Genomic DNA, 11,969 nt, shown 5'->3' with positions numbered 1-11,969 from the left:
GCCACCGATGGTGGTTTTCGCGACTGGAGAACAGTTCGAGCCTCGGTGTACGGGGCTGTCGCCGGGGCGGGGGAAGGCGGAGGGGCCCGCGTCCGGCGGGGCGGGGAGGAGACGGGCGGGCCCGTGACCGACGGGACCGGGGAAGACGGAAGGGCCCGCGTCCGGTGGTGGACGCGGGCCCGGAAAGGGCGGTGGTTCAGCCCTCCAGGAGCTCCGCGAGGGCGCTCACGGGGTCGCTCTCGGGCCGCCCCGCGGGCCACCAGGCGTCGCCCTCCCGCCGGTACGGGTGCCAGCGGCCGTCCCGCCCCCGGCGGAGCTGGAGACCGCGCTCGGTGTACGTGAAGCGGTTGTCCCGGACCTCGGGCTCCGGCAGTTCGTCCGCGTCCCAGCCGGCGGCCAGCTCGGTCCTGGCCCGGGCGGTGGCCTGCCGCTCGGGCGTCCAGCTCTCCTCCAGGACCGCCAGGCCCTCCGCGCCCGCCAGCCGCCAGGCGGCGGCCGCCCTCGGCAGCTCCTCCGCGCGCCCACTGGCCCGCGCGAGGCGCTCCACGGTCCGCGCGTCGGCGTGGGCCGCGATGCGCACGGTGTCCTGCCAGACCGTCAGCGGGGCGGGCGGCCGGGCGGTGTGCCCGAGGGCGTGGGCGAGCAGCGCGCGGGCGCGCTCGGCCGCGTCGTCGGCCAGGCGCTCCATCGGGTCGGCGTCGAGGCCGGTGCCGGTCCCCTCGGGGGCGGGCGGCGGCTCCGGGAGCGGGGGCGGCGCGGGCAGCGGGACGGGCGGCAGGGCGTAGGCCTCGCGGGCGTCGGTGCCGGGCGCGTCCGGGTCCGGCTCCCCGTCCTCCTCGCCGTCCCCGTCCGTCTCCTCGTACGCGTCCTCGTCGTCCTCCTCGTACTCCTCCTCGTACTCGTCCCCGAATCCGCCCATCGCCCCCAGGAGCACGGTGGTCTTGAGCTCGTCGAGGGCGGTCGCCCGGTCCCGGCCGCGCATCAGGAGGAGCAGGAAGGGGTCCTCGTCGAGCAGCCAGGAGGCCTGGTAGCAGAGGGCCGCGGCGTGCTCGCAGGGGTGGTCGTAGGAGTCGCAGCCGCACTCCGGCTCCAGGTCCCCGTAGCCGGGGAGCAGCCGGACCCGGGCGTCCTCGGCCGCCTCCAGGAGATCGGGCGGCAGTTCGCCCGCGAGGAAGGCCTCCAGTTCGGCGGGCCGTTCGGCGAGCTTCTCCCAGAGCAGGTCCCACTCGTCGTCGGTCAGCTCGGCGAGGGCGACCTCGACGGTGCCGGGGGCCTCCCCGCCGTCGTACACGACCGCGGAGATCCGGCCCGGGGCGACGGTGACCGGGCCGATCCGGCCCGAGCGGGCCACGGTACGGCCCCGCTTGAGCGGCTCGGGGTCGAGGGAGGTGTCCTCCATCGCCCCGGTCCACGCCTTCGCCCACCAGGACTGGCCGCGGGCCCGGCCGCCCTTGCGGGCGGGGAAGGCGGGGAAGCCGCGCGCCCCGGTGTCCGCGGCGCCCGCTTCCTCGTATCCGCTCATCCCGCGCTCCTCAGTTCGACCAGGTTGGCCAGTTCGTCGTTGGTCAGCTCCGTCAGGGCGGCCTCGCCCGCCCCGAGCACCGCGTCCGCCAGCTCCTTCTTGGCCTGGAGCATGGCCGCGATGCGGTCCTCGACGGTGCCCTCGGCGATCATCCGGTGGACCTGCACCGGCCTGGTCTGGCCGATGCGGTAGGCCCGGTCGGTGGCCTGGGCCTCGACCGCCGGGTTCCACCAGCGGTCGTAGTGCACGACGTGGTCGGCGCGGGTGAGGTTGAGGCCCGTGCCGGCCGCCTTGAGGGACAGCAGGAAGACCGGGACCTCGCCGTTCTGGAAGCGGCGCACCAGCTCCTCGCGGCGGGGCACCGGGGTGCCGCCGTGCAGGAGCTGCGCGGGGACGCCGCGGTCGGCGAGGTGGCGTTCGAGCAGCCGGGCCATGGCGACGTACTGGGTGAAGACGAGCACCGCGCCGTCCTCGGCGAGGATCGTGTCGAGGAGTTCGTCGAGGAGCTCCAGCTTGCCGGAGCGCCCGGACAGGCGGAGCGGGTCGCCGGCGGCCTTCGCCGCGTCCTCCTCCTTGAGGAACTGGGCGGGGTGGTTGCAGATCTGCTTGAGCCCGGTGAGGAGCTTGAGGACGAGGCCGCGGCGGGCGATGCCGTCGCTGCTGCCGATCTCCGCCATCACGTCGCGGACCAGCGCCTCGTAGAGCGCGGTCTGCTCGCGGGTGAGCGGCACCGGGCGGTCCGTCTCGGTCTTCGGGGGCAGTTCGGGGGCGATGCCGGGGTCGGTCTTGCGGCGCCGCAGCAGGAAGGGCCGGACGAGCTCGGCCAGCCGCGCGGCGGTGCCGCCGCCCTCCGGCGCTCCGGGCTCCTCCGTCCCGCCGGCCACGGACCGTTCGGCCTCGACGGGCTTGGCCCAGCGGGAGCGGAAGCGCCCGTGGGTGCCCAGGAGTCCGGGGGTGGTCCAGTCGAGGACGGCCCACAGTTCGGAGAGGTTGTTCTCGACGGGCGTGCCGGTGAGGGCGATCCGCGCGTCGGCGGGGATCAGGCGGAGCGCCTTGGCGGTGCCCGACAGCGGGTTCTTGACGTGCTGGGCCTCGTCGGCGACGACCATGCCCCAGGGGTGCGCGCCGAGCCGCTCCGTGTCGAGCCGCATGGTGCCGTACGTGGTGAGGACGAAGCCCCCGTCGGCGCCGTCCAGCGTCCGCCCGGAGCCGTGGAAGCGGCGCACGGGGGTGCCGGGGGCGAAGCGGCCGACCTCGCGCTCCCAGTTGCCGAGCAGCGAGGCCGGGCAGACCACGAGGGTCGGGCCCCGGGTCTCCGCGTGCTCCTGCCGGAACAGGTGGAGCGTGATGAGCTGGACGGTCTTGCCCAGGCCCATGTCGTCGGCGAGGCAGCCGCCGAGGCCGAGCGAGGTCATGCGCTCCAGCCAGCGCACTCCGCGCAGCTGGTAGTCGCGCAGGGTGGCGTTCAGGGTCTCGGGCACCCGCAGCGGCTCGTTGCCGCCCTCGGGGTCGGCCAGCCGGTCGCGCAGGGCGGTCAGCCAGTCGGTGGGGGCCACGGCGACCTCGTCGCGGCCGGTCTCGGCGCGGCCGGTGAGGGCGGCGCCCAGCGCCTGGATGGGGGTGAGCGGCGGCAGTGCGGGCTCGCGGGCCTTGCGGGCGAGGTGGGCGGGGACCAGGAGCCAGCGCCCGCGCAGCCGGACCACGGGCCGTCCCGCGTCGGCGACCCGCCGGGTCTCCTCCTCGGTGAGGGGGTCCCCGTCGAGGGTGAGGCGCCAGCGGAAGTCGACGGTGGACTCGCCGCCGAAGAGGGAGCGCATGTCGGTGGGCGGGGTGAGCCCGGCGCCGACCACGGCCTCGGCGGCCAGGGCCCGGGAGGCGCCCTCGGGCCAGTCCAGGTCGATGCCGTGGGCGCGCAGCCGGCCGGCCCCGTCGCCGAGCAGTTCGTCGACCTCGCCGTCCGTCAGGGCGAGCGGCCCGGGGACGGGCAGCATCCGCTCCAGCGGCGCCCAGACCCCGGCGGCCCGGCGGACGGCCTGGGCGGTGTCGGTGGTGGCGCGGAAGCCGAAGCCGGCGCCGCCGCCGTCGAAGACGTCGCGGGCGGGGGCGGCGAGGGTGGGGTCGGCGAGGCTGTGCACCCAGGGGACCAGGTGCAGGGCGGGCTCCGGGCCGGGTCCCGCGTCGGGTTCCGGGTGCGGGTCGGGCTCCGGGCCCGCGTCGAGCTCCAGGCGCAGGGAGAGCCGGACGCCGGTGTCGAGTCCGGCAGAGACCTCCTCGGCCCAGGCCCGCAGCTGGGGGACGTGCTGGGGCGGGCCGGCCGAGAAGGCGGCCCGGCCCGAGGCGGCCTCGGCGGCGGGGGTGCGCGGCAGGGTGTCGGCGACGGCGTCGAGGAAGGCCCGTACGAGCCCTTCGGCGTCGGGCAGCCGGGGGGCGCCGCGGCCGGGCAGCGGCAGGGCGCGGGCCTCGGGCGGGGCGGCGGCGGCCAGGGCGCGGATGCGGCGCACGTCGTCCAGGTCGAGCGGTCCGGCGCGCCAGGCGTCGTACCCGGCGGCGGACACGCCGGGCAGCAGCCGGCGGCGGGCCGCCAGGTGCAGGGCCAGGACGGCGGCGGCGCCCCAGAACGCGGCGGCGGGGTGGACCCGCGCGCCGGGCCCGGCCGCGCGGGCCAGGACCGGCAGCGCGTCGGCGACCGGGAGCCGGAGCACGGGGACCGTGCGGGTCTCCACGGTCCCGTCGGCGGCGGCGGTGACGAGCGCGGCCTCGGCCCGCTCCCCCGGCAGGTCGGGAAGGTCGGTTCCGTCGGGCTGCCAGAAGGCGAGCCTTCCGGTGCGGGCTGGGTCGTCCGGTTCGAAGACCACGGCGCACCGGTCGAGTCCGGTGGCGGGTACGGCCGTTGTCGTCACTGCTTCTGCCATGTGTTCCGGTTGCTCCTGTGAGGTCAGCGTCCGAGCCGCTGGTAGCGTCGCACGGCCAGCGGGAAGAAGATCGCACAGATCACGACCGGCCAGAGGATCCCGAGCAGGACCGCGTGCTCCGAGGCCCAGGAGGTGCCCTCCCAGCCCGGGTTGCCGAACAGCTCGCGGGTGGCGGTGCCGGTGGCCGAGAGAGGGTTCCACTCGGAGATCGCGGCCAGCCAGCCCGGCATCGTCTCGGGCGAGACGAAGGCGTTCGACAGGAAGCCGAGCGGCCAGACCAGGGTCTGTACGGCGGTGACGGCGGCGGTGTCGGTGAAGACGAGGCCGAGGTAGATGCCCACCCACAGCAGGGAGAAGCGCAGCAGGAGCAGCAGGCCCACGGCGCCCAGGGCGTCGAGGAGTCCCTCGTGGGCGCGCCAGCCGACGGCGAGGCCGCAGAGGATCATCACGGCCAGGCCGAGGACGGAGTTGAGCATGTCAGCGATGCTGCGGCCGACGACCACGGCGGCGGAGGAGGTGGGCATGGCCCGGAAGCGGTCGGTGACGCCCTTGGAGGCGTCCGTGATGACGGCGAGCATGGTGACCTCAATGCCGAACACCATGGTCATGGCGAACATGCCGGGCACCAGGAACTCGCGGTAGTCGCCGCCGCCCGGCACCTGCATGGCCCCGCCGAAGAGGTAGCCGAACATCAGCACCATCATGATCGGGAAGAGCAGCCCGATGACGACGGGGGCGGGGTTGCGGGCCCAGTGGGCGAGCGAACGCCCGGTCAGGACCCAGGAGTCGGACAGGGCCCAGCCGAGGCCGCCCTTGTGGACGTCGGTCTGCGGATCGGCGGTGGTCACGCCGTCACCTCTTCCTTTTCCTTCTGCTGCGCGCCCTCCCCGGCGCGCTCGCCGGTCAGGTGCAGGAACACCTCGTCGAGGGTGGGGCGGCGCAGGGCGATGTCCTCGACGTCCACCCCGGCGTCCTGGAGGGCCCGGGCGGCGCCGGTGAGGGCGGCGACCCGGTCGGAGACGGGGGCCCCGGCGCGCCGGTTGTCCTCGTCGGTCTCCACGGCGGTCCCGGTGACGGAGGCGAGGACGCCGGCGGCGGCCCCCAGGTCCGTGGCGTTGCGCACGGTCACGTCGATGCGGTCGCCGCCGAGGGCGGACTTGAGCTGGTCGGGGGTGCCCTCGGCGATGACCCGGCCGCCCTCCTTGCGGGGGGAGGCGATGACGGAGATCGCGTCGGCGAGCTGGTCGGCCTCGTCGAGGTACTGGGTGGTGAGCAGCACGGTGGTGCCGTCGTCGACGAGGGAGCGGACGGCCGCCCAGACCTCGTTGCGGCTGCGCGGGTCGAGGCCGGTGGTGGGCTCGTCGAGGAAGAGCACGCGCGGGGCGAGGATGAGGCTGGCCGCCAGGTCCAGGCGCCGGCGCATGCCGCCCGAGTAGTCCTTGACCTGCTTGTTCCCGGTGTCGGCGAGGCCGAACTGCTCCAGGAGGGCGTCGGCGCGGACGCCGGCCTCCTTCTTGCCGAGGTGGTAGAGGCGGCCGAACATGACCAGGTTCTGACGGCCGCTGAGCACCTCGTCGACGGCCGCGTACTGGCCGAGCAGGCCGATCCGCGACCGGACCCGGGCGCTCTGGCGCACCACGTCGTAGCCGGCGACCTCGGCGCGGCCGCCGTCGAGGCCGGCGAGCGTGGCGAGGATGCGGACCGCGGTGGTCTTGCCCGCGCCGTTGTGGCCGAGCAGGCCGTGCACGGTGCCGGGCGGGACCCTCAGGTCGAAGCCGTTCAGGGCGTGGGCGTCGCCGTACCGCTTGCGCAGGTCCTCGGCGTGGATCGCGTACTCGGATCCCATGGTGTCCTTCCTCGGGGCGTGCGGGCGGGTGCGGCGGCGCCCCGGTCCGGCGGGCGTCCGCGCGGGCGGGCCCGTCCGGGCATGGGGGTGCCTGCACGGCATGGTTCACGGGGCGGCTCGTTTCCCGTTCGAGCGCGGGTCGAGCCGGAGGGAGGACGTTCGCAGCGCGGACCGTCCGCACGAGACCCGGAGGCTTGAAGTGGTCACCTTCGTCAACAGGTTCACCGTCACCGGCCCGCCGGAGGAGTTCGAGCGGCTCTTCGAGGAGACCTCCGCGTTCTTCGTCGCGCGGCCCGGCTTCCTCACGCACCGCCTGGTGCGCCACGGCGACCTGCCGGGGCACTACGTCAACGTGGCCGAGTGGGAGGACGAGGAGTCCTTCCGCGCGGCGGTCACCGACCCCGCCTTCGCCCCGCACGCGGCGGCGCTGCGGAAGCTGAGCACCAGCGAGCCGAACCTCTACCCGGTCACGGTCCTGGAGCGCCGGGCGGCGTAGAGGCGTAGGGGTGTACGGCGGGCACGGACAGGGCCGGGGCATGTCGCCCCGGCCCTGTCCTTCGCCGTTCCCCCGGCCCGTTCCGGGCGTCAGCGCCCGGTCGGGCGGATCGAGAGCGCGTGCCGGAAGACGTCCCTCGGGTCGTAGGCGGACTTCACCGCCTGGAGGCGCCGGTAGTTGCCCTTGTAGTACAGCTCGTGCCAGGGCACGCCCGAGGTGTTCCACCGGGGGTCGGCCGTGTCGACGTCGGGGAAGTTGACGAAGCAGCCGTCGCCCTGGCCGCCGGGGACCGGGACGCCGCCGGTCTCCGCGTACACGTCGGCGTACAGGCGGCGCAGCCAGTCGACGCTGTCGCCGTCCTGGGCGGGGTCCTGCCAGGTGTTCATGAAGAGGGCCTTGAGGACCGAGTCGCGCTGGGCCGAGGCGGTCGCGCCGGGCGCCACCGCGTTGACGCGGCCGCCGTACGACTGGAGGGAGACCGACGCGGTGTCGTGGACGTGGTCGGTGCCGGACAGCCGGTCGTACAGGACGTCGATCTGGGCGTCGTCGAACGCGCGCCGCAGGTAGGAGCACTTGATCTTCTGGCGGCCGGTCTCCGCGTCCTGGGCGGCGGCCAGCGAGTTGACGGAGGCGAGCCACGGCAGCTTCTCGGTGGGCATGACCCACGGCTCGGCGGCCACGCCCGCGGTCAGCGCGTCGATGTGGTCCTGGAGCAGCTTCTCGGCGTTCGGCAGGGTCGCGTCGAGGTGGGTGAAGGCGATCGCGGCGAGGCCCTGGTCGTTCTGGTGCTGGCGGCCGAGGAGCACCAGGCCGCTGAAGAGCCCCCGGTACGGCGAGTCCGGGCCGCTGTGCCGCTCGTGCCAGCGGCCGTGGTTGCCGACCAGGGTCCGGAAGGCCGCCTTGTCCAGGCCGTCGCGCGGGAACATCACGGTGGAGGTGAGCACGCTGCCGGGCGGGCGGGGCAGCAGGGTCGTGGGGTCGCCGCCGGTGGCGCCGGGGCTGCGGAACCAGTAGCGGGTGACGACGCCGAAGTTGCCGCCGCCCCCGCCGGTGTGGGCCCACCACAGCTCGCGGTGCGGGTCGCCCGGCTCGCGGGTGGCGACGACGGCACGGGCGCGGCCGGCGGCGTCGACCACGACCACCTCGACGGCGTACAGGTGGTCGGAGGAGATGCCGTGGCGGCGCGAGAGCGGCCCGTAGCCGCCGCCGAGGACGTGGCCGCCGAAGGCCACGGAGGCGCTGGCGCCGCCGGGGACGGTGACGCCCCAGCCGTAGTACAGGGTGCGGTAGACGTCGCCGAGGCGGGCGCCGGCGCCGATCTCGAAGGCCCGGCGGTCCGCGTCGTAGCGGACGGTGTCGAGCTGGCCGAGGTCGAGGACGATCCGGACGGCCGGGTCGCCGACGAAGTTCTCGTAGCAGTGGCCGCCGCTGCGGACGGCGATCCGCTTGCCCGCCCGCACGGCCTCGCCGACGGCGGCGACGACCTGCGCGGTGGAGGAGACCACGCGGAAGGACTCCGGCCGCGCGGTGAACCGCTTGTTGGTGCCGCGCACCGCGAGGTCCTCGTAGCGCGGGTCGTCCTGCGCCACGGTGACCGGGGCGAACCCGGCTCCGGCGTCGGCCCGGCCGGGCCGGTGGGCGTGGGCGGGCGCCGCCGCGGCGGTGATCCCGGCTCCCGCCGCGGCCGTGGCGGCGGCCGCGGCCGCCGTGCTCGTGACGAACCGTCGGCGGCTTGGAACAGTCATCGGAAACCTCTCGGTACGGGGGGCGGCGCGGGGAGCCGGGTGGGGAGTGCGGGGAGCGCGCGGGCGGTGCGCGGAGGGTCAGGCGGCCGGGGACGCGACGAGCGTCCGCGCCTCGATCGCGCGGTTGACGAGGTCGAGGTACTGGCGGGGGGTCTCGGCGTCGTCGATGGCCTCCTCGTCGAGGGAGATCCCGTAGTCGCGCTCGATCCGGCCGGTGGTCTGCAGCACGGCCAGCGAGTCGTACCCGAGGTCGACGAAGAGGGTGTCGAGGACGTCGCCGTCGAGGTCGACGCCTTCGCCTTCGCCCGCGCACTCGCGCAGGAGGGTGGTCAGGTCGGCTATGTCCAGGCGGTCCACGGGGGTACCTCTTTCTCTTGGTGGGGGAAGGCGGGTGCGGCGGTTCGGGTTTCCCTCGGGTGGGGGAAGGCGGGTGCGGCGGTTCAGGCGGCGGGGGCGCGGACGACGACGGCGGAGTTGAAGCCGCCCCGGCCGCGGGCCAGGACGAGGGCCGTCCGCAGGGCGCGGCCCTCGCGCGGCCCGCCGGTGACCAGGTCGATCCGGTACTCGGCGGCGGGCGCGGACGTGCCGGTGGTCGGCGGGATCACCTGGTCGCGCAGGGCGAGCAGGGCGGCGGCGAGGTCGAGCGACGCACCGCCCGCCGAGAGCCGCCCGGTCATGGACTTGGGCGCGGTGACGGGCACGCCGTACGGGCCGAAGAGGCCGGTGAGGGCCTCGGCCTCGGCGCGGTCGGCGGCGCGGGACCCGGCGGCGTCGGCGAAGACCACGTCGACCTCGTCGGCCCGTACGCCGGCGTCGGCGAGGGCGAGGGCGGCGGCGTCGGCGAGCCGGGGGGCGCCGCCGGTGCCGGGCGCCGGGTCGAAGGTGGCGGCGTAGCCGGCGACGGAGCCGTAGGCGCGGGCGCCCCGGTCCCGGGCGGACGCGGCGTCCTCCAGGATCAGCAGGGCGCCGCCCTCGCCGGCCACGTGGCCGCGCGCCTCCTCGTCGAAGGGCACGTAGGCGCGGGCCGGGTCGGTGCCGGTGCTGAGCTCGCCGGAGGCGGTGTACGCGGCCCAGCCCCACGGGCACAGGGCCGACTCCAGGCCGCCGGTGACGACGAGCGAGGCGCCCCTGCGGAGCTGGCGGCGGGCGTGCGCGACGGCGTCCAGGCCGCCGGCCTGCTCGGAGACGACGACGCCGCTGGCGCCGCGCAGCCCGTGCCGGATGGAGATCTGGCCGGAGTTGACGGCGTAGAACCAGGCGAAGGACTGGTACGCGCTGACGTGCTGGCCGCCCTTGCTCCACAGGGCCTCCAGCTCGCGCTGGCCGAACTCGAAGCCGCCCGCCGAACTGGCGGTGACGACGCCGGCCGCGTACTCGGGCAGTTCGGCCGGGTCGACCCCGGCGTCGCCCAGCGCCTCCGCGGCCGCGGCCAGGGAGAGCCGGGTGACGCGGTCGGTCTGCGGCATCAGACGGCTGGAGACGTGGTCCTCGTCGACGAAGCCGGGGACCTCGCCGGCCAGGCCGGAGGAGTAGCCGCTGCCGTCGAAGCGGGTCAGGGGCCCGATGCCGCTCTCGCCGCGCAGGGTGGCGGCCCACCAGGCCTCGGTGCCGAGGCCGTTGGGGGCGGCGACGCCGATCCCGGTGACGACGGCGGCCGCCGGGCGGACCGCGGCGGTCCCGGCCGGGGCCTCACGGGTGATGGTGCCGGTCATGCCGCTTCCCCCAGGGACGGACGGGTCAGGATCATGGCGCTCTGGAAGCCGCCGAACCCGCTGCCGACGGTCAGCACGGTGTCGGTGCGCTGCTCGCGCGCGGTCAGCGGGGTGTAGTCGAGGTCGCAGGCCGGGTCGGGCTCGTGCAGGTTGGCCGTGGGCGGCACCGTGTCGTGCTCGATGGCGAGGGCGCTCGCGGCCACCTCCAGGGAGCCGATGGCGCCGAGCGAGTGCCCGATCATCGACTTGATCGAGCTCACGGGCACCTCGTACGCGCGGGAGCCCAGGGCCAGTTTGAAGGCCTCGGTCTCGTGCTTGTCGTTCTGCTTGGTGCCGGAGCCGTGCGCGTTGACGTAGTCGACGGCGGAGGCGTCGAGGCGGGCCTCGGTCAGGGCGGCGCGGATGGCCTCGGCCATCTCCTTGCCGTCGGGCCGCAGCCCCGTCATGTGGAAGGCGTTGCTGCGGGAGGCGAATCCGGCGATCTCGGCGTAGACGTGGGCGCCGCGGCGGCGGGCGTGCTCGAACTCCTCCAGGACGAGCACGGCGGATCCCTCGCCGAGCACGAAGCCGTTGCGCGTGCGGTCGAAGGGCCGCGAGGCGGTCTCCGGCTCGTCGTTGCGCGGGGAGGTGGCGCGGATGGCGTCGAAGCAGGCCACCGAGATGGGCGAGATGGGCGCCTCGGTGGCGCCGGTGACCATCACGTCGGCGGAGCCCTCGCGGATCAGCTCCAGGGCGTGGCCGATCGAGTCCAGGCCCGAGGTGCAGCCGGTGGAGACCATCGACACGGGGCCCTGGGCGCCGGTGGCCCAGGCCACCTCGGCGGCCATGGAGCTCGGCACGAAGTAGTCGAAGAGGTGGGAGACGGCCCGCTCGTGGTCGACGAGCCAGTCGGCGCCGTTGCGGCTGACCTTGGCGTACTCGACGTCGAGGCCGGTGGTGCAGCCGACGGCGCTGCCCAGCGTCACTCCGGTGCGCAGCGGGTCGATGCCGCCGGCGAGCCCGCTGTCGGACAGGGCCTCGCGGGCGCCGGTGACGGCGAACTGGGCGGCGCGGTCGAGGCGCAGCGCCTCCTCGGCGGTGATGCCGTGCGCCTGTGGGTCGAAGTCGACCTCGGCCGCGATCCGGGACCGGAACTGCGACGCGTCGAACAGGGTGATGGCGCGGGTGGCGGTGCGTCCGGCCGTCAGCAGTGACCAGAACTCCTTGGTGCCCACTCCGCCGGGTGCGACCACTCCGATGCCGGTGATGACGACGCGCCTCATCGGTTGTGCCTCACAGTTGTCTCCTCCGGGGTAGCAGGGGCGTGACGCCCGTGGCCGGATGGCCGGACCATGTGGGTGCCAGTCGGTTCGAGCCTCGCCGACCTGCCTAGAGGTGCACTCGAAGTTCGGAGGGCCGCCCGCGCACGGTGGCGGGCGGCCCTCCGGGGCGGAGCCGACGGCGGAGTCCGCCGTGGATCCGGTGGCGGAATCAGTAGCGGTAGTGGTCCGCCTTGTACGGGCCCTCGACCTCGACGCCGATGTAGGCGGCCTGCTCCGGACGCAGGGTCGTGAGCTTCACGCCCAGCGCGTCCAGGTGGAGGCGGGCGACCTTCTCGTCCAGGTGCTTCGGCAGCGTGTACACGCCCACGGGGTACTGCTCCGGCTTGGTGAAGAGCTCGATCTGGGCCAGGGTCTGGTCCGCGAAGGAGTTCGACATCACGAAGGAGGGGTGACCGGTCGCGTTGCCCAGGTTCA

The 11,969-nt window shown here is 75.3% G+C and carries 10 protein-coding genes; 1 reads left to right on the top strand and 9 read right to left on the bottom strand.

The window, feature by feature from the left end:
- Nucleotides 1-196 precede the first annotated feature (196 nt).
- The 4 genes from AB0398_RS32105 to AB0398_RS32090 are packed head-to-tail and all read right to left on the bottom strand — an operon-like array spanning nucleotide 197 to nucleotide 6,280.
- On the bottom strand, nucleotides 197-1,522 hold the full coding sequence (locus tag AB0398_RS32105) for a hypothetical protein (RefSeq protein WP_366379189.1): 1,326 nt from the start codon (nucleotides 1,520-1,522) through the stop codon (nucleotides 197-199).
- A complete protein-coding gene (locus AB0398_RS32100) occupies nucleotides 1,519-4,434 on the bottom strand; it encodes a DEAD/DEAH box helicase (RefSeq protein WP_366379188.1) in 2,916 nt (971 codons plus the stop codon). Before AB0398_RS32100 ends, AB0398_RS32105 begins: the two co-directional genes overlap by 4 nt.
- Before the next feature lie 23 nt (nucleotides 4,435-4,457).
- Nucleotides 4,458-5,282 carry an ABC transporter permease gene (locus AB0398_RS32095; protein ID WP_366379187.1) on the bottom strand — a complete coding sequence of 275 codons (825 nt, stop codon included), beginning with the start codon at nucleotides 5,280-5,282 and terminating at the stop codon, nucleotides 4,458-4,460.
- Nucleotides 5,279-6,280: an ATP-binding cassette domain-containing protein gene (locus AB0398_RS32090; protein WP_366379186.1), complete on the bottom strand. Its 1,002-nt coding sequence runs from the start codon at nucleotides 6,278-6,280 to the stop codon at nucleotides 5,279-5,281. The genes AB0398_RS32095 and AB0398_RS32090 overlap by 4 nt, the downstream gene beginning before the upstream one ends.
- Nucleotides 6,281-6,479: 199 nt before the next feature.
- Here AB0398_RS32090 and AB0398_RS32085 point away from each other — a divergent pair, with 199 nt between their 5' ends.
- A complete protein-coding gene (locus AB0398_RS32085) occupies nucleotides 6,480-6,776 on the top strand; it encodes an antibiotic biosynthesis monooxygenase family protein (protein ID WP_366379185.1) in 297 nt (98 codons plus the stop codon).
- Between the two features lie 89 nt (nucleotides 6,777-6,865).
- On the opposite strand, the gene AB0398_RS32080 is transcribed toward AB0398_RS32085, so the two are convergent.
- The 5 genes from AB0398_RS32080 to AB0398_RS32060 all read right to left on the bottom strand — a co-directional run.
- Nucleotides 6,866-8,521: an FAD-binding protein gene (locus AB0398_RS32080; RefSeq protein WP_366379184.1), complete on the bottom strand. Its 1,656-nt coding sequence runs from the start codon at nucleotides 8,519-8,521 to the stop codon at nucleotides 6,866-6,868.
- Nucleotides 8,522-8,599: 78 nt separating this feature from the next.
- Nucleotides 8,600-8,878 carry an acyl carrier protein gene (locus tag AB0398_RS32075; RefSeq protein ID WP_366379183.1) on the bottom strand — a complete coding sequence of 93 codons (279 nt, stop codon included), beginning with the start codon at nucleotides 8,876-8,878 and terminating at the stop codon, nucleotides 8,600-8,602.
- An 83-nt stretch (nucleotides 8,879-8,961) separates the two neighbouring features.
- Nucleotides 8,962-10,233, bottom strand: coding sequence for a ketosynthase chain-length factor (locus tag AB0398_RS32070; protein WP_366379182.1), 1,272 nt, complete (start codon nucleotides 10,231-10,233; stop codon nucleotides 8,962-8,964).
- Nucleotides 10,230-11,495 (bottom strand): beta-ketoacyl-[acyl-carrier-protein] synthase family protein, encoded by a 1,266-nt coding sequence (locus AB0398_RS32065; protein ID WP_366379181.1) that lies wholly within the window; start codon nucleotides 11,493-11,495, stop codon nucleotides 10,230-10,232. The genes AB0398_RS32070 and AB0398_RS32065 overlap by 4 nt, the downstream gene beginning before the upstream one ends.
- A gap of 208 nt (nucleotides 11,496-11,703) precedes the next feature.
- The coding region (locus AB0398_RS32060; protein ID WP_366379180.1) for an adenosylhomocysteinase at nucleotides 11,704-11,969 on the bottom strand (266 nt) is incomplete at its 5' end.

This window comes from Streptomyces sp. NPDC086147, from assembly GCF_040702165.1.
Taxonomy (GTDB): domain Bacteria; phylum Actinomycetota; class Actinomycetes; order Streptomycetales; family Streptomycetaceae; genus Streptomyces.
The sequence above is the reverse complement of the archived record's forward strand: the minus strand, read 5'-3'. Positions and strand labels throughout refer to the sequence as shown.

What these genes read in the sequence shown, in the direction of transcription:
- AB0398_RS32070 (WP_366379182.1), bottom strand. Translation starts at nt 10,233, where the DNA reads ATGACCGGCACCATCACCCGTGAGGCCCCGGCCGGGACCGCCGCGGTC.
- AB0398_RS32105 (WP_366379189.1), bottom strand. Translation starts at nt 1,522, where the DNA reads ATGAGCGGATACGAGGAAGCGGGCGCCGCGGACACCGGGGCGCGCGGC.
- AB0398_RS32065 (WP_366379181.1), bottom strand. Translation starts at nt 11,495, where the DNA reads ATGAGGCGCGTCGTCATCACCGGCATCGGAGTGGTCGCACCCGGCGGA.
- AB0398_RS32080 (WP_366379184.1), bottom strand. Translation starts at nt 8,521, where the DNA reads ATGACTGTTCCAAGCCGCCGACGGTTCGTCACGAGCACGGCGGCCGCG.
- AB0398_RS32100 (WP_366379188.1), bottom strand. Translation starts at nt 4,434, where the DNA reads ATGGCAGAAGCAGTGACGACAACGGCCGTACCCGCCACCGGACTCGAC.
- AB0398_RS32090 (WP_366379186.1), bottom strand. Translation starts at nt 6,280, where the DNA reads ATGGGATCCGAGTACGCGATCCACGCCGAGGACCTGCGCAAGCGGTAC.